Annotated in this window: 11 protein-coding genes and 4 pseudogenes; 13 read left to right on the forward strand and 2 right to left on the reverse strand. The window is 58.1% G+C overall.

The window, feature by feature from the left end:
- Positions 1-5 precede the first annotated feature (5 nt).
- From NKI54_RS20275 to NKI54_RS20340, 12 genes and pseudogenes are all read left to right on the forward strand, one after another.
- Positions 6-1,715 carry an ABC transporter substrate-binding protein gene (locus NKI54_RS20275; protein WP_352692282.1) on the forward strand — a complete coding sequence of 570 codons (1,710 nt, stop codon included), beginning with the start codon at positions 6-8 and terminating at the stop codon, positions 1,713-1,715.
- A 50-nt stretch (positions 1,716-1,765) separates the two neighbouring features.
- Positions 1,766-2,791, forward strand: coding sequence for an ABC transporter permease (locus tag NKI54_RS20280; RefSeq protein ID WP_502898233.1), 1,026 nt, complete (start codon positions 1,766-1,768; stop codon positions 2,789-2,791).
- Positions 2,788-3,714, forward strand: a complete 927-nt coding sequence (locus tag NKI54_RS20285; RefSeq protein WP_352692283.1) for an ABC transporter permease — start codon at positions 2,788-2,790, stop codon at positions 3,712-3,714. The genes NKI54_RS20280 and NKI54_RS20285 overlap by 4 nt, the downstream gene beginning before the upstream one ends.
- A 2-nt stretch (positions 3,715-3,716) precedes the next feature.
- Entirely contained in the window at positions 3,717-4,544 is an 828-nt protein-coding gene (locus NKI54_RS20290; protein ID WP_352692284.1) for an ABC transporter ATP-binding protein, read from the forward strand.
- Between the two features lie 253 nt (positions 4,545-4,797).
- A complete protein-coding gene (locus tag NKI54_RS20295) occupies positions 4,798-6,420 on the forward strand; it encodes an amidohydrolase (protein WP_352692285.1) in 1,623 nt (540 codons plus the stop codon).
- Between the two features lie 2 nt (positions 6,421-6,422).
- Entirely contained in the window at positions 6,423-7,427 is a 1,005-nt protein-coding gene (locus NKI54_RS20300) for a CobW family GTP-binding protein (RefSeq protein ID WP_352692286.1), read from the forward strand.
- Positions 7,428-7,508: 81 nt separating this feature from the next.
- The gene (locus NKI54_RS20305; RefSeq protein WP_352692302.1) at positions 7,509-8,294 is read left to right on the forward strand and encodes an ABC transporter ATP-binding protein; all 786 of its coding nucleotides are present in this window, start codon (positions 7,509-7,511) and stop codon (positions 8,292-8,294) included.
- A 122-nt stretch (positions 8,295-8,416) separates the two neighbouring features.
- A complete protein-coding gene (locus NKI54_RS20310) occupies positions 8,417-9,181 on the forward strand; it encodes a class II aldolase/adducin family protein (RefSeq protein WP_352692287.1) in 765 nt (254 codons plus the stop codon).
- A gap of 114 nt (positions 9,182-9,295) precedes the next feature.
- Positions 9,296-10,261, forward strand: a complete 966-nt coding sequence (locus NKI54_RS20315) for a D-2-hydroxyacid dehydrogenase (RefSeq protein WP_352692288.1) — start codon at positions 9,296-9,298, stop codon at positions 10,259-10,261.
- Positions 10,262-10,331: 70 nt separating this feature from the next.
- Positions 10,332-11,345, forward strand: a complete 1,014-nt coding sequence (locus tag NKI54_RS20320) for a proline racemase family protein (RefSeq protein WP_352692289.1) — start codon at positions 10,332-10,334, stop codon at positions 11,343-11,345.
- A gap of 478 nt (positions 11,346-11,823) precedes the next feature.
- Positions 11,824-12,621: pseudogene (locus NKI54_RS20325) on the forward strand (IS5 family transposase).
- Between the two features lie 122 nt (positions 12,622-12,743).
- Positions 12,744-13,776: pseudogene (locus NKI54_RS20340) on the forward strand (IS110 family RNA-guided transposase).
- Between the two features lie 447 nt (positions 13,777-14,223).
- Here the strand turns inward: NKI54_RS20340 and NKI54_RS20345 are convergent.
- Positions 14,224-15,259: pseudogene (locus NKI54_RS20345) on the reverse strand (IS110 family RNA-guided transposase).
- Between the two features lie 466 nt (positions 15,260-15,725).
- On the opposite strand from NKI54_RS20345, the gene NKI54_RS20350 reads away from it, so the two are divergent.
- Positions 15,726-16,982, forward strand: coding sequence for an aminotransferase class I/II-fold pyridoxal phosphate-dependent enzyme (locus tag NKI54_RS20350; protein WP_502898234.1), 1,257 nt, complete (start codon positions 15,726-15,728; stop codon positions 16,980-16,982).
- A 26-nt stretch (positions 16,983-17,008) separates the two neighbouring features.
- Here the strand turns inward: NKI54_RS20350 and NKI54_RS20355 are convergent.
- A pseudogene (locus NKI54_RS20355) lies at positions 17,009-17,230 on the reverse strand (transposase domain-containing protein); the annotation flags it as partial.
- Between the last annotated feature and the right edge of the window lie 99 nt (positions 17,231-17,329).

Consider the following 17,329-nt stretch of genomic DNA (forward strand, 5'->3'; position numbering starts at 1 on the left):
GATATTTGTACAGCAACAACATCGGGCATATCGTTTTTGCAAGCTCGCCAGGCAAAAAGGCGGCGTGGCCACGCGGTGGCTCAACGACAGCGTTAAACAAGGGGAACGTGCAGATGCTAACTCGCCGATCAGTCCTAATTATGGGCGCCGCCTCGATTGCCGCAGGCCCAATGTTGCTCTCGTCCGCAAGGGCCGCCACTCCGAAAAACATTGTTGTGATGGCAATGGCCATTGACGACATCATCGGCGGCTTTGACCCAGCCGAAGCGTATGAACTGTCAAACTTCGAGATTTGCGGCAATATTTATCGGTCATTGGTGACGGTCGATCCCGCCGATTCGACGAAGCTGGTCGGAGATTTGGCCGAGGCGTGGGAGATATCGAAAGATGGTCTCACCATGACATTCCATATCCGCAAGGATGTGCTGTTCTCAAGTGGCAACCCGCTTACGTCTGAAGATGTCATCTTCAGCCTGCATCGCGTGGTAAAGCTGAATAAAGCCGTCGGCTACCTCCTGACGCAGTTCGGGTGGAACACAGGCAACATCGACAAGCTGATCCGGGCAACCGATAAATACACTGTGGTGTTGACGCTGCCGGTATTGCAGGCAAGCGGCATCGTCCTCTCCTGCTTGGCTGGGCTGCCGGGTAGCATCGTGGACAAGGCCGAAACGTTGGCCCATGAAGTCGACGGTGATCTCGGCAACGCCTGGCTGAAGACGCATTCGGCCGGCTCCGGCTCTTACCGACTGGTAGAGTGGCTGGCTAGCGACCGCGTCGTGCTGGAGGCTAACCCGCATGCGGCAGTTGCACCTAAAACCCCGCGCTTGGTAATTCGCCACGTTGCCGACCCGGCGTCGCAACTTTTGCTGCTCAAGAAGGGGGACATCGATATTGCACGGAACCTGGGCTCGGATCAGCTCAAATCCATCAGTGGAGAGGTGGGGCTCAGCATAGACCAGGCCGACAGCCTGACCCTGATATACATGGTGATGAATATGGCATTGCCGCAATTTCAGAAGCGGGAGGTCCGACAGGCCATCAAATGGGCCGTCGACTACGATGCGATCGCCCAGAATATCACGCCAAAACTCTGGAATGCGTGGCAGTCGTTCCTACCCAAAGGCACCCCAGGCGCCATAACCGATCTGCCTTTTAAGAAGGACATCGCTCAAGCGAAGGCGCTGCTCGCAAAAGGCGGATACCCCGACGGGTTCTCAGTCACAATTGACCATCCTAACAGCTGGCCTTACGCGGACGTCGCACAAGCAATCCAGGCGGATCTCGCTGCGATCGGCGTCAAGGGTGAATTGCTCGCCGGCGAGGCAAGCCAAGTGTTTGGCAAGATGCGTGCTAGGCAGCACCAAATGGGGATCGGCTATTGGGCGGGCGATTATGTCGACCCGAACGGCAATTCGGTGCCGTTCTGCTCTGATCCTGACGACTCCGACAACACAACCCAGAAGACAGCCGCATGGCGTAGCCATTTTGCGGATGCGGAACTGACAGCGGCAGTCGCGTCGGCTGCCCAGGAACTCGATGAAGGCAAGCGCCTAAACATGTACACAGAAGTGCAGAAGAAATGGAACGAGCGATCGCCGTTCGCATTTCTGCTCCAACAGGTCGGAGTTGCGGTTGTACAGAGTAACGTAACCGGGCTTTCACTTGGTCTGGCAGCGAATTTCACTCGCTATACGGAGCTGGCCAAGACATGAACCAATCCAGTTCTCCTACAGTCTCGGGGGCGCCGGTAAAGGTTTATCGAATAGCGGGCCGGCTGCGGAAGTCGCTCTCTAATCTGAGTGATGTTGTGGTCACGCTGTTCGGGTTGGTGGTCGTAACGTTCCTGATCGGTCGTACGATGCCGATCGACCCGGTAATAGCGATCGTTGGCGACAAGGCACCCCCCGACGTAGTGGCGCGGGTACGGCTGGAACTAGGGCTCGACAAGTCACTTGTCGAGCAGTTCTGGATCTACCTGCAGCACCTGTTTCGGGGTGATCTTGGCCGTTCAGTGATGACCGGCCAGCCCGTAACTGCCGATATTCTGCATTTCTTTCCGGCAACGTTAGAATTGGCAACCTGCGCAATGCTGGTCGCACTTGTTGTCGGAGTTCCGCTCGGCGTCCTGGCGGCTGCTCGCCAGGGCTCACATTTCGACAGCGCGGTGAGGGTCATCAGTCTGGTCGGTCAATCGGTGCCGATCTTCGTGCTGGCGCTGATTGTCCTGCTGGTGTTCTACGTCAAACTTGGCCTGGCACCTGGCACGGGCCAGCAGGATGTGGTCTTCCAGGGCATGGTCCCGGACCGGACCGGTATGGTGGTTGTTGACGCCGCCTTGGACGGCCAATGGGACGCGTTTTGGGATGCTCTAGCGCATCTGGCAACGCCGGCGCTGCTTTTGGCCTACTATACGATGTCAATCATTACGCGCATGACCCGGACCTTCATGCTTGATGCGCTCGGCGGGGAGTACATTATTGCCGCACGCGCCAAAGGTTTATCGGGTTCACGAATCCTGTGGCGCCATGGCTTTGGCAACATCACGGCCCGGCTCGTACCGGTAATTGCGCTGACCTTTGCCGGACTGCTTGAGGGGGCGGTGCTGACGGAGACGGTATACTCCTGGCCCGGCATTGGCCTCTATCTCACGCGCTCGTTGCTGAATGCCGATATGAATGCGGTGCTCGGCGCCACTCTGGTCATCGGAACCATTTATGTCGCGCTGAACCTGCTGGCCGACATCATCCAGCGGCTGCTCGATCCCCGGGTCACGGAGGAGGTCGGATGAGCGACTCTTCAGCAACATTAGGTGCACCAACCTCGATCCGCTCTTACCTGCTGAGTGAAGCACCCAGCTCACGCCGCCAAGCGGCCTGGGGCGGCGCGTATAGGCGTTGGCTGCAGCTCCGCCGGAATAAGTTGGCGATGACCGGCCTGGTCACGGTCATTGTACTCGTCGTGGCAGCGCTGGCGGCCCCGCTGCTGGCCACGCATGCTCCCGGCGCTCAGGATCTTACCCAAAGACTACAGCCGCCGTCCGCTCAGCATTGGCTGGGGACCGACGAACTTGGGCGCGATCTCTATTCTCGTGTGCTTTACGGCGGCAGGGTGACGCTAGGGATGGTTGTGGCGGTTGTGCTTTTGGTGGCACCTCTCGGTTTAGCCGTCGGGACCATCGCGGGGTACGCCGGCGGCGTCACTGACCGCATCTTGATGCGCATCACCGACATCTTCCTGGCGTTCCCCCGATTGGTTCTAGCCCTCGCATTTGTTGCGGCATTGGGACCTGGGGTGACCAGTGCTGTAATCGCAGTAGCGCTGACCGCGTGGCCGCCGTTTGCATTGCTCTCACGTTCGGAAACACTGGCCATTCGCCGTGCCGACTACATCGCGGTGGTGAGGCTAATGGGAGCCTCTCCTAGCCGTATTATTTTGAGCCACATTGCTCCGCTGTGCGTGTCCTCGCTGATTGTGCGGGTAGCGCTCGACATGAGCGGCATTATCATGACGGCGGCGGGATTGGGGTTCCTCGGCATGGGAGCCCAGCCGCCGATGCCGGAATGGGGCACCATGATCGCGACGACCCGCGGCTTCATTCTCGACCAATGGTGGGTCCCGACCATACCCGGCGTTGCCATCCTTGTTGCTTCGCTCGGCTTCAATCTTCTGGGTGACGGATTGCGCGACGTGCTCGACCCGAAGCAGGAATAGTCATGCAGATCGACATGCAAAATCTGCGAGTGTCGTTTTCGTCCCCGCAGGGTCTGGTTGAGGCGGTGAGGGGGGTCTCTTTGACCATAGGCCAGGAAAAGCTCGGCATTGTTGGCGAGAGCGGTTCCGGTAAGTCATTGACGGCGCGCTCGTGTCTCAAGCTTCTTCCCAAGCAAGCCAAGCTTTCCGCCGATCGCCTCACCTTCGACGGCATCGATGTGCTCCACGCCAGCGAGAGGACTATGCGGCGCCTCCGTGGCAAAAGGGCAGGGCTGATCATGCAGGACCCTAAGTTCTCGCTGAACCCGGTGATGACGGCTGGCGCGCAGATCGCAGAGGCCTGGCGGGCGCATCGTGGCGGCAGCCACCGGCTCGCCCAGGAAGCAGCCGTCGATCTTCTGGGGCAGGTGCAGATCCGTGATCCGCGACGAGTTGCCGAATCGTACCCGCACGAGCTCTCCGGTGGAATGGGCCAACGGGTGATGATCGCCATGATGCTGGCACCCGATCCGGAGCTGTTGATCGCCGACGAGCCGACCTCAGCGCTCGACGCCACAGTACAGGCAGAGATATTGCGGCTGATCGAGGACCTCGTCTCGCGTCGTGGGATGGGCTTGGTTCTCATTAGCCACGACCTACCGCTGGTATCTCACTTCTGCGACCGGGTGCTGGTCATGTATGCGGGCGGTGTTGTTGAAGAATTGCGGGCCGCCGACCTTAACCGTGCAAGGCACCCGTACACTCGGGGCCTGCTTGGCTGCCTGCCATCGCTGATCCACCCAACTGCAAGATTGAAAGTGATGGAAAGGGATGAAGCATGGCTTGTCTGAAGTCTCGACAGGCCGACTCATTGTCTGAGAGGTAAACTGTTGGATTAGTTGCTGAATACACGGCTAAAAGCCTCTGCCCGGCACGGGGTTCGGCCAACGCCGAAGCGCTAGCCTGCCCGATCTTGAAGGACAGTGAAGGACAGCGCGCATAGTTCAGACCGCAAAGAAGCGACCAACCTCATGGTTTGAGGGTGAGCGGGGAAGCGCGACCGGTCCCGTCATCTAATCACATACTTTCGCAAAAGGCTCTTACATGCTCGCAGATAAAATTTTCCGAAATGGAGTGATCGTAACCGTAGACCCACACCAACCGCGGGCGGAAGCCATTGCAGTGCGGGACGGTCACATCCTAGCCGTTGGAAGCTGGGATTCTTTGTCACCGTTACAAGGCAGTTCGACTGAAATCATCGACCTTAAGGGTAACACCCTGCTTCCAGGGTTCGTTGAAGCCCATGCTCACCCTCTCATGAGCGGAATTGCATGGGGAGATCCCGTTATCGACATTCGAGCCGTTCATACACCCACCTACGAGGCGGCAATTGCCAAGATGAAGCGAAGGGCTGCCAAGGCGAAACCGGGGGAAATCCTATGGTTCCTCGGACTCGATCCTCAGCTGCACGTGGGTATGCGCGAGCCATCCGTGCAAGAGCTTGATGCCATCTCGACCACAAACCCGATTGTGGTCCAAACATCGAACACTCACGCAGGGTATTTGAATACAGCCGCTCGTGCCGCCTTCGGCATAGATGACAATTACGTTCCCCCAATGGGAGGGCAGGTTCAACGGGACGAAACGGGAGCATTGTGGAAGTTTGAGGAGTTAGCCATCTGGGCTATCAGCCTTCAGTTTTTCGACACCTGTGACGATATCCGAAATAAGAAGGTTATGACCGAGTGGCTGAATATGTTCGCTCGCGCCGGGTATACCACCAGTTCTGAAATCTTCGTAGCTCCTCACCAGACCCCATACTTCGAACGAGTCTTGCGCGGGCAGGATCAGCCGATCCGGGTGTTCGGATACGAACACGAAGCTCCGGACCTAAAGATGTCCGTTAGTCCGGACAATGGGGACGACCTGTGGAACATCAGAGGGCTGAAAATTCAGGCCGACGGTTCCGTCCTGGTGGGAAACGTCTGGGTCAGCAGACCCTACCTGAACACCAAAATGACCCGCACGAATATGGGGCTTCCCGAAGATAACGTCGGGCATATGAATTATACCCATGATGAGCTTTTGCGCATGATGTCCAGCTACGCTGTCGACGGTTGGCAGATTGCTGTGCACGCCCATGGCGATCTGACCATAGACGCGGTGCTCAATGTCTTCGAAGAAGTCCTGGCTACTTTTCCACAAGCCGCGAAGCCTTTCCGCCTGGAACATTGCGGGATCATGCGTTCCGATCAAATCGAGCGTGCGGTTAAACTTGGCGTGTCCTGCAGCTACTTCCTTCCCTATATATACTACTGGGGCGACGCGCTGCACGATAACCTGCTCGGGCCCGAGCGGGCCGCCCGCTTTGCCCCGTCAGGGGAAGCGCTTCGAAAGGGAATGCGAGTTTCGCATCACTGCGATTCCCCTATGACTTGGCCGAACGCTATCCTTTGCCTTTATCTGGCCACCACGCGAAAGAGCAGCTCTGGACGCGTCCTGGGACCTGACCAGAGAATGACTATTGACGAGGCGATCTGTGCCATCACGCTGGATGCCGCCTATCAATTGAGAATGGAAGATAAGGTCGGCAGTCTCGCGGCGGGAAAATACGCGGACTTCGTGATCGTCGACGGCAACATCCTCACTCGTGACCCCGATGATCTTTTGAACGCCAAAATCCTTGGGACCTATCTTGGAGGTCGCTCCGTGTGGAGCGAGTTGTAGAGATGTCTGCTCAGGTATTGCCGGTCCCCGTCACTATCATCTCCGGCTTTCTTGGCGCCGGGAAAACCACACTGCTGAATCGTGTGCTGACCAGCAGCGATCAGAAGATTGGAGTTTTGGTCAACGATTTTGCGTCGATCAACATCGACGCAGAGTTGATCGAAAATACACAACCCGATCGGATAGCACTCACCAATGGTTGTGTCTGCTGTACGATTCAGGACGATCTGATCGCCTCAGCACTGAAGCTCATTGAAGTTTCGCCTTTCCTTGACAGGATTATCGTCGAAACCAGCGGCATCTCGCTACCGTCGTCTGTCGCAGCAGCGTTCCAGATGTCTCCTGTCAGGGATCGCTTTGTTGTCGACAGAATCTTTTGCCTAGTTGATGCAGCTGAGTTTCTGGACTTGGACTACGAATCAACGGAAATCGCAATTGATCAGGCGGCGGCTTCCGACATTCTCTTCTTGAACAAATGCGACCTGGTCAGTGTGACAGTCCTGGACGGCATAGAGCAAATGCTCTGGAGGGCCTTGCCGGCAATGAGAATTGTCCGCACCATCCACGCCGAAATCCCCTGGTCCATTCTTCTTGAGCCCGCCTTTGAGCATGATCGCCGGCAGGACGAGCCGGCCGTGATGGCGACTTTGAAGAAGTCGCATCGGCACGATGTAAGCCAGTTTTCTTCTTGGTCCTGGTCCTCCCCCAGGCCGGTGTCGGAGGCAGCGTTTCGGACGGCGATCGAATCCCTCTCCGCGGGCATAATGCGGGCCAAGGGAATTGTGTACTTCGCGGGATGTCCTGACGAACGTGCAATCCTGCAGCTGGTTGGGAGGCGTGCAAGCTTGGACATGCAACCGTTCGCAGGTGGTATTCGCGAGAGCGCGGTTGTTATGATTGGACGCGCAGGAATGTTGGAACCGGCCGAGTTGGACCTCCTGTTTGCAGGCGTGACGGAACCGGTTGTGGAATATGCTCATGAGGGCAACAGGGCCGTGACCGCTTGAGTAGGTGAGGCCTCAACGACAATCGATCACTGAGAAACCAGCGACGGACGAGATCGAAAAGGAAATAAAATGGCGCGCCTGATGATCGAGGCCGACGGACTGGCGGTGCGCTTCGGCCAAGTCGAGGCTGTCAAATCTGCCTCGTTCAAGGTGGAGGAGGGGTCTAGCTTTGGGCTAGTCGGCGAGAGCGGCTCGGGTAAGTCGACGGTGCTACGCGCAGTGGCAGGCCTCAATCCGAACTGGACCGGCCGCCTGCGCATCGCTGGCGAAAACCAGATGCCCAAGCGCAGCAAGGACTTTTTCCGTCGGGTCCAGATGGTGTTCCAGGACCCCTATGGGTCGCTCCATCCTCGACAGACCATTGACCGGATTCTGAGCGAACCACTTCTCGTGCATGGCCTTGACAATGTCGAGGCTCGCATCCGGCGGGCGCTGGATGAGGTCCTGCTGCCCTCAGCGGTCCGCTTCCGCTATCCACACCAGCTCTCTGGGGGTCAACGTCAACGGGTGGCGATCGCGCGTGCTCTGATTTCGGAGCCGCAAGTCTTGCTGCTAGACGAGCCTACTTCGGCCCTTGATGTCTCGGTTCAAGCCGAGGTGCTCAACTTGATCAGCGACTTACGTCAGGCACGCGGTCTTACGTACATCATGGTTGGCCATAACCTCGCTGTAGTTGCCCACCTATGCCAGTCGATCGGCGTTATGCAGAACGGAGAGATTGTTGAGACCGTCACCACTCAAGCCCTGCGAGCCGGCAACGTCTCCCATCCTCATACTGCGGAACTTCGAAGACTAAATGTCGAACTTGAAGAGACCGAGACCATCCCGGACAACGGGCCCGGCGCGAAGGTCTTGAAAATGCGCTAAGCGCGCTGGCATCGCCGGGGCAGGGGGGTGCTGCGACACGCAACGGATGGCAGCCATGATTTCCAAACTCGGCCCAGATTAATGAATTGGTTCCCGGTCCATCACAACAAGGGCAAGTAGCAATGTCACAAACTATCGAAAGAACTTCCAATTTCCAAAATGATCAGCAGATGAACGCCCGCGTTGACCTGGCCGCAGCGCACCGAGAGGCGGTCAACGATGGGTTCGTTGAGAGCATCGACAACCACTTCACACTCTCGGTTCCAGGTCACCCGGATCGTTTTTATCTGAATGCATATGGGCTTCATTGGTCAGAGGTGAAGGCTTCGAACTTGATTGAAGTGTCCCTTGAAGGGAAAGTCGTTAGGGGCGAGGGGACTGCTAACCTCTCGGCCGTCTCCATCCATGCCCCCATTCATCGGCGTGGCATCGCCTGCGTCCTCCACACCCATATGCCCTATGCAACAGCGCTGACCCAGCTGGAAGACATGCGACTGGAACCGTCAAGCCAGAACGCCATGATCCTGCACGACATGATCGCCTACGATTACGATTATCAAGGCTTTGCGGATAAGCAGGACGAAGGCGAGCGGATGGCAGATGTCCTCGGAGACAAGCAGATCGTCTTCCTTGCCAACCATGGGGTTGTTTCAACCGGTGAATCCGTCAGCGAGGCCTATCACCGCCTGTACTTCCTGGAACGCGCAGCGACGACCCAAATGATCGCAATGGCTGCAGGAAAGCGCAGATTGATCTCCCAGGCTGTCCTGGACAAAACGCGAAGCATTCTGCAAGCGGCGAAGGCGGAATTTCGGGCCGACGCCGACCTCTATTTCGAAGCGGTCAAGCGCGTGTTGACTGCCAAAGGGTCGGATTATGCTGGCTGAGAAGTGCCTGTCACGCAGATTAATGCCCATCTTTCATTGAAAGCCTTACCAATCCTCTCCCTGCTAAGGAGACGGTTTCTCTGCTTCGGCTTCGCGGGACTTTAAGGGATGCAAGTGTCTAAGAAAAAGGTCGTGGTCATCTACGCAGATGACACTGGCGCGCGGCCGCCGTCCTTACGGGAGGGTGACAAGCTGGCAACTATCTGTATTACAAGCGATACAGAGCATGCCAAGAAAGAGCTGCAAGACGCTGGCGCGATCTTCCTCTGGGATAATTCCATCCCTATCGGCCTTTTCGAGCCTCTTCCTCCGGATTTGAAGTGGATCCATGTCGGCGGCCTCGGCGTGAACGGCGTGGTTACGCCTGCTGTCGTGATGTCGGATATCGTCGTGACAAACACGCGGGGGATACTTGAGCATCCAATCGCAGAATACGTCCTTGGCATAATGCTCATGATCGCCAAGGATTTTCGAAAGACGATAGAATCTCAGCGGCTTAAGGAGTGGAACCGGCGACAGACGGCAAGCCTTCGTGGTCACACGGTGGTGCTAATTGGCCCTGGCGGGATCGGCCGCGAGGTGTTCACATTGCTTCAGCTCAATGGGGTGAAGGTCGTTCCTGTCGGGCGGCGGGCAGTCCAAAATGACCCCGTGTTTGGTAGGATTCACTCAATCGAAGAGCTGAAAGACCTTCTTCCGGTCGCGGATACGGTTGTGCTGTCTTTGCCGCTTACGACCGAGACCAGCCGCATTATGGATGAGTCCCGTTTCTGCCAGATGAAGCGGGGGGCATGTTTGATCAACGTTGGCCGTGGCGGCCTAGTGGACGAGCCCGCATTGGTCAAGGCGCTGGAGAGCGGCCAGGTTGGCAACGCGGCGCTGGATGTGTTCACCACGGAGCCGCTCCCAAAGGATCACCCATTCTGGGGCATGGACCAGGTGTTCGTGTCACCGCACATGTCGGCCGATCTCTACGGATGTGAAGATCTAACAGTCACCAGTTTCGTTGAAAATCTGGAGCGGTGGGTCAACGAAAGGCCCCTGAAGAATGTGGTCGACAAAGCGGCTCTTATCAGCTGATGCGGGCCAGACTGACGCGTTGCCTCATCGGTCAGTTAGCCCCGGACTAGCAACAAGAAAGCAGAAAATCATGAAATTCACCCACAGGTTGTCGATAGTCGACTCACATACCGCGGGCGAGCCTAGCAGGTTCGTTGTGTCGGGATTTCCGAGGATCCCAGGTGAAACGATGGCTGAGCGAATGTCCAGCGTAATCAACGACTTTGACTGGATCCGGCGAGTGACTATGAACGAACCCCGGGGCCACCGTGACATGTTCGGCGGCGTCATCGTCCCCCCGGTGAATCCGACGTCACATGTGGGCGTGGTCTACATGGACGGCGGCCAATTCTACAATATGTGCGGACATGCATCGCTGGGGCTTTGCGGGATGCTGGTCGAGACCGGCCAGGTTCCGCGAACCGGCCGCAAGACGGAGGTCAGGATAGATACGCCTGCCGGGCTTGTTGTTGGATCGGTCACAACAGACGATAACGGAAATCTGGAAGCAGTTTCCCTCATTGACGTTGCCTCTTTCGCGTTCGCGCTGGATCAGTACGTGGATGTTCCAGGGTACGGCCGAGTCCGCGCCGACTTCGGCTATGGCGGCAACATTTTTGTAATCGCTGAAGCAGCGGACCTAGGCTTTCAGTCCATCGACCCGGAACATACCACGGACCTGATCAAGGCCGGTGTGGCGCTGCGCGGGGCGGCGAGGCAGCAGTTCCATTTCCAGCACCCGGAGCAGCCTCATATCAACGGGATAGACCTTGCTATGTTGACGGCCCCGGCATCGAGCCCCGAAACGGATGCCCGTAACATCGTTATCCTCGGCCAGGCACAAGCCGACAGATCGCCTTGCGGCACCGGCACCTGTGCGCGCATGGCTGTGGAGCACGCGAAGGGCAGACTTGGAGTTCAAGAGCGCTTCAGACACGAAAGCTCTATCCGGACCTTCTTCGATGCGCGTATCCTTGAAACAACAAAGGTAGGTCCACTGTCCGGGGTGATACCGGAAATAAGCTGTCGACCATTTCTAACCGGGTTCAGCGAGTTCGTCGTCGATCCAGACGATCCTTTGGGAACCGGTTTTATACTTGTGTAACGCGGCAACGTGCTCTTAGGACTTCCGAGGAGAGGTCACGTTCATCGGTACGCATACGAAGGCCGCCTGACCTTCACGCAATGCCATCATGGAGCCCGCCACGCGCACGCGCGTGTGCCAATCATGCGGCCTTCGTATAGGTACCGCTCACGATCGCCCGAAATCGATGCTCATGATCGCCTGAAATACGCAATCACAGACGCACGGTCGCAGGCGGGAACGATAAAGCTTCGACGTACCTGCGAGATGGTTTCTCGTTTTCTCCGTCACTATCGTGCGAGATCTCGGTCGAGGTCAGGATTCGGGCCGATTAGGTCGCGGCGCAGGATGTCATCAGTTTGTTTCGCACCTCGAGCCAGTTCGTCATGGTGTCGGTCTCTCAGAGCCTGACCCGAAACTCAGGATTGGGTGCGGAAGCGGTTGAGCCCCGTCCGTTGTGATTCGCTTGAGTTGTCTAGACTTGAAACGGGATCACGACATGGGTTGGACGGAGACCACCCGCCGGCGATATTGCCGCGCGGGGCAGCGGGATGCAAACGCGTTGACGGACAAGGAATGGGAGTTGATCGAGCCCTTCCTGCCGGGAACGAAGGCGACGGGACGACCGCGGACGACAGAACTTCGGGCGGTCGTGGACGCGCTCCTCTACATCGCCTGGACGGGCTGCCAGTGGCGGGCATTGCCGGACCGGTTCCCGCCGGTTTCGACGGTTCAACGCTATTTCTATGCTTGGCGAGACAATGGGCTGTGGAAGGCCATCAACTTCCACCTGGTGGCAGCAGCACGCCTCGCCCTCGGTCGCGAGGCGAGCCCGAGCGCCGGCGTCATCGACAGCCAATCGGCAAAGACCACGGACGTTGCCGGTTTGCGTGGTTACGACGCCGGCAAGAAGCTCAAAGGCCGCAAGCGCCATATCATTACCGACACCGAGAGGCACTTGGTCGGGCTGACGGTGCACGTGTCGGAGCGCTTGATGATTTCGATGGTCCATGTACCGAGATTGGCCAGAGTCTGCGTCAGTTTTTCTCCGGCATAGCCGCCGTCGGCGAACAGATGGCGCAACCAGGGGTAAAGCCGTCGAATGGAGGCGATGACGCCGACTGCCCCATCCCTGTCCTGGATGTCCGCCGTATGCGAGCGAACTTTCGCCTGGCTGGGACGTTGTCGCCGGCTCGCCAAGGACTTCGAGGCGACCATCGCCAGCGCCGAGGCGTGGATCTTCATCGCATCGATCCGCCTCATGCTTCGCCGCATGGCAGCTCCGCGTCGTGCGTAACCCAGTTTCGAGTCAGATGGGGTGATTGGGGTCTCTGCCGAGCCAGATGATGGCGGCTGCTCCTGTCGAAATGTGAAAACGTGGTCCATGTGAGTCGCCACAAACATTTGGAAGGAGCAGCCATGAAGTACTTTGCCGGACTGGACGTGTCTTTGGAAGAGACCTCTATTTGCGTTGTCGACGAGACTGGCCGGGTCGTGAAGGAGGCGAGAGCGTTGAGCGATCCGCAGGCGTTGTGTGAAGCGCTGAAGGGGACCGGCTTGCCGCTTGAGCGGATCGGCCTGGAAGCGTGCTCGCTGACGGCCTGGCTTCACGATGGACTGCACGCCGAAGGTTTGCCGGCGACCTGCATCGAGGCGCGGCAGGCCAATGCGGCGATGAAGACCATGCCCCAACAAGACCGATCGCAATGACGCCCGCGCGCTGGCGCAGATCATGCGCACCGGCTGGTATCGGCAGGTGCATGTCAAGAGCCGGCAGCTTTGGCGCTCGCTGCTGGTTGCCCGCCGCACGGTGCTGAACGAGATGCGTTCGATCGAGAACGTGGTGCGGGCGACGCTGCGCGAGGCCGGCGTCAAACTGGGCTTGCCGTCGCGCAGCGGCCGAGGATCGCAGGAAGCGGCTCGATCATCGCCATCATCTGGGCGTCGGCGCCGGCCAGTTCCCGCACGCGGCCGGCAAAAGCGGTCATGTTGGTAGAGTTTACCCGCCTGACGAAGCAGGTTCTCGACATCGCCCGCAATGAAGAAGTCTGCCGGCGGCTGATGAGCACGCCGGGCGTCGGGCCGATCACCGCGCTTGCCTTCCGCGCCACGATCGACCGGCCGGAGCGGTTCGCCTCCTTGCGGGCGGTGGGGCGCATCTGGGGCTGACGCCGGCGCGCTACCAGTCCGGCGAGACCGACTCCAGGGCAGGGTCAGCCGCTGCGGCGATGAACTCGCCCGCACCGCCCTCTACGAGGCCGCCCACACGCTGCTGGTGCGCTCGAAGAAATGGTCCAGCCTCAGGGCTTGGGGCATGATCATCGCCAGGCGCCGCGGCATGGCGCGCGCCCGGGTGGCGGTGGGCCGCAAATTGGCGGTCATTCTGCACCGTATGTGGGCCGACGCGACCGAGTTCCGCTTTGGAAAGGAGCCTGCCACACTGGCGGCGTGACCGAGACCAATCAAAGGACGAACAAAGCTTTGCCCGAAAGGGCGATGCCTGAATCGTTCCGTGGGGACGACGGGCGAGGCGATCTCGTTGAGAGTCCCGAACCTGCCGGCCAAAACTCGGCAAGGTCGTGAAACAGATTGAGACGCCTCGCTCTCCTGACCCCATATGTGGACGGCCCCCTCCTTGCAAGATGTTGAGCAATGATTTGATCGGATCGCTTGCGCTCATATGTCCGGCCTTTGTGTGCGGTCACAAATAACCGCTGGCCAAGATGGTTTCCGCGACGCGAGTTCCCAACATCATGGCGGTCTACAACGACCAATGGGGTCAACGGAGTGTCTCGCGTCTCGGATCGATCGATCACACCACCTGCTCATCCACTTGCAAGTTCCGGTATCAGCTCAGCGCGGCAACAGTAGAGAGATGTTCCTCGTGCTTGGCTGATCTCTATGCGACGCGCGCCAAGGCTGGCGGCATAGGCTTTGCTCCGTAGACTTCCCCGCTCACCATCAGCTTCCAGGCGATACGCACGATCTTGTTCGCTAGCGCCACGGCGGCGAGTTTTGGCGGCTTGCGCTTGAGCAGGTCGACAAGCCAGGGCGAGGCGGCGCCTCGGCCGCGTCGGACATGCCGGATAACAGCAGTAGCCCCGGCCACCAGCACGCTGCGCAAGGCTTCGTCGCCGGCGCGCGTGATCACACCGAGCCTGACCTTGCCGGCGGTTGAATGATCCTTCGGCGTTAGGCCGAGCCAAGCGGCAAAGTGTCGGGCCGATCGAAAGGTCCCAGGGGCCGGCGTCTTCATCACCAGCAGCGACGCACCGATCGGCCCGACACCGGGGTTTGCGCCAGCCGCCGGCTGCACTCCTCGGCCCGATGCCAAGCCATCAATTTCGCCTCGACCGTCATCAGTTGTTCTTGCAACTGCGCATATTCCTTGGCATGGAGCGCGAACAGTTCCCGCGCTAAATCCGGAAGCGTCTCATCTGCCGCGATGCGCTCGAGCAACGGCTCGATCTTGCACATCCCCCTGGCAGCAGTCAGCCCGAATTCAGCGGCATAGCCGCGGATGCATTGGCCAGCTGTGTGCGATTGCGGATCAACCGGTCGCGCAGGCCGATCAGCATCAATGCCGCCTGTTGTTCAGCGGTCTTGACCGGCACAAACCGCATCGTCGGCCGGCTCATCGCCTCACACAGCGCTTCTGCGTCCGCCGCATCGTTCTTACCGCGCTTGACGTACGGTTTGACATATTGAGGAGGGATCAGCTTCACCTCATGCCCAAACGACTGCAGCAGGCGTGCCCAGTGGTGCGAGCCCCGCACGCTTCGATCGCAACCACTGTCGGCGGCAGCTTCTCAAAACGCCACCATTTCCTTGCGCCGCAGTTTTTTGCGCAGCGCCGGCGCCTCAGCTGCGTTCACACCATGGAGCTGGAAGATGTGTTTTGACGTGTCGATGCCAATACGAATAATTTGTTCCACGGACGGTCTCCCTTTGCTTGAGATCTGTAACGACCTCATTCTGGCACATGGATGCCGTGCGGGGGGCCGTCCACCCCAACATCATGCGGCGGCCAGAGCGCCGACCGCGAAAAGAAGCGAGTGACCTACGGGACGGTCCAGAAAAAAGTGCAGGAGTGGCTTGACCTAAACGATCCCAATCAGAGAAGGCTCTCAATGTGAGAAAGCTGCGCCAGCGCCTGTTCGCATGGACCAACATCCCGCCCAAGAACAACAGAACGGTTTCTCGTATAGCATCCGCACCCGCAACTGACACGTTTGTCAGGTTTGTCGAGTCCACGACGTTGCGGGACCTGCCTGATTGCAGCTGCATCCTGATCAAGTGGTTGGCAGACAAGAAGAAAATTTGGTTCAGCTTCCCTCTGCAAAGTTGGCACGACTCTTGAAGCGACACGTTGGCCACGTGGCCGGGCTTGCCGATGATGACATGCCGAAATTATCTTTGACGGAGAGCCATGTGGACAAGCAGAGATTTCGTGATCTTGCAAGCGTGATTGAGAAGTCCAGGTCAGATTTCGACTATGCGTACTCAAAAGGAATAATGACACTATATGCCCGCTCGCTTGGGCAGCGACACGTGGAGCTCGAGCCGGGACGATCGGTTATAGAATTCGCGAGAGGCAGCTATCTCGGGCTTGATAACCATCCAATGATCGTGGACGCTGCGATAGCAGCATTAGCGTCATATCGCTCGATACAGTGGTCCGGTGCACGCACGAGATTGAATTTTTCGCTAACTGGAGATCTCGAATACAGCTTATCTGGACTTTTCGATGCTCGGGTTGTCGTATACTCGTTGGTTCTAACGGCGAACATGAGCGCGCTCCCGTTACTGGCATGCGGGGCTTTCACCAGAGGACGCAAGCCGGTACTGGTGTTCGACCGATTTGCCCATGCCACTTTGGCATATCACAAGGCTGTTATGGCCGAAGATGCAGAGGTTCTGCAAATTAGGCACAACGACATTGAGGAACTGGAGGGTATTTGTCAGAAACACACGTGCGTCGCCTACATATGCGATGGTGTGTATTCAATGGGCGGAAATGCCCCAATTGGTGAGCTTTTGCGTCTCCAAGAACGCTATGGGCTATTCATCTACATCGACGATGCGCATGGCATCTCAATCCGCGGAAGGCATGGCCAAGGATATGCCAAATCCCAAATCACAGATCTCGGCGAAAACACAATCATCGCGGCTTCCTTGAGCAAGGGCTTCGGAGTGACCGGCGGTGTTCTCATGCTTGGCACGGAAGAGCAGGAGAAACTGCTTAGACGTTACGCCGTCCCGCATGCATTCTCAATGGGCCCAGACTTGGCCGGAATTGCAGGTGCCTTAGCATCAGCAGAGATTCATCGTTCTGCGGAGCTGGCTGAGCGCCAGGCCCGCCTGAGGAGGGTTGTTCAAGCTTTTGACGAGAAAATGCCGACGCAATCGTCAGGTGACGGAATGCCAATCCGGATGGTCCCAATTGGTGAGTCTCGGGCAGCGGTGGATACGGCGGCAGAGCTATTGCGGCGTGGCTTTTATGTGGCCGCAGCATTTTATCCGACGGTGCCCCGCGACAAGGCTGCTTTGCGCGTATGCCTGACCGCCGATCATAGTCTGGAAGAGGTCACCCAGCTTTGTGAGTCAATCCGAGACATAGCTAGAGCAAATTCATCGATCGATGACTTGCTCGGCTGATTCAACGTAAGCGCCTCGCCGATCACCTATGGGTTTGGGCTTGATGTTTTCCGGAATCGCCAGGGCATGAGTTCCTCGATCTGGCTCTGTGGATGGCCGTTGATGATGGCCTCGAGGGTTTCGGCGAGGTAGGCAACGGGATTGACGTCGTTGAGCCTGCAGGTGGCCACGACGGATGAGGGCAGCGCCCAGTTTTCGGCCCCGATCTCATGGCCAGCAAAGAGAGCATTTTTTCTGGTCAAGCGTAAGCGCGTAGGCATCCCCACGTAGCGTGCAGGCGGTTGATCGCTCATTTTCAGCATGAATCATGCGGAGAATCCTATGAGCGACAGTATGAGCCATCATCG

The organism is Mesorhizobium sp. M0663, assembly GCF_040320585.1.
Lineage (GTDB): Bacteria > Pseudomonadota > Alphaproteobacteria > Rhizobiales > Rhizobiaceae > Mesorhizobium.

Excerpts from the sequence above, each read along its gene's own strand:
- NKI54_RS20295 (WP_352692285.1), top strand. The coding sequence starts at position 4,798 with ATGCTCGCAGATAAAATTTTCCGAAATGGAGTGATCGTAACCGTAGAC.
- NKI54_RS20285 (WP_352692283.1), top strand. The coding sequence starts at position 2,788 with ATGAGCGACTCTTCAGCAACATTAGGTGCACCAACCTCGATCCGCTCT.
- NKI54_RS20350 (WP_502898234.1), top strand. The coding sequence starts at position 15,726 with ATGCCGAAATTATCTTTGACGGAGAGCCATGTGGACAAGCAGAGATTT.
- NKI54_RS20305 (WP_352692302.1), top strand. The coding sequence starts at position 7,509 with ATGATCGAGGCCGACGGACTGGCGGTGCGCTTCGGCCAAGTCGAGGCT.
- NKI54_RS20300 (WP_352692286.1), top strand. The coding sequence starts at position 6,423 with ATGTCTGCTCAGGTATTGCCGGTCCCCGTCACTATCATCTCCGGCTTT.
- NKI54_RS20320 (WP_352692289.1), top strand. The coding sequence starts at position 10,332 with ATGAAATTCACCCACAGGTTGTCGATAGTCGACTCACATACCGCGGGC.
- NKI54_RS20290 (WP_352692284.1), top strand. The coding sequence starts at position 3,717 with ATGCAGATCGACATGCAAAATCTGCGAGTGTCGTTTTCGTCCCCGCAG.
- NKI54_RS20310 (WP_352692287.1), top strand. The coding sequence starts at position 8,417 with ATGTCACAAACTATCGAAAGAACTTCCAATTTCCAAAATGATCAGCAG.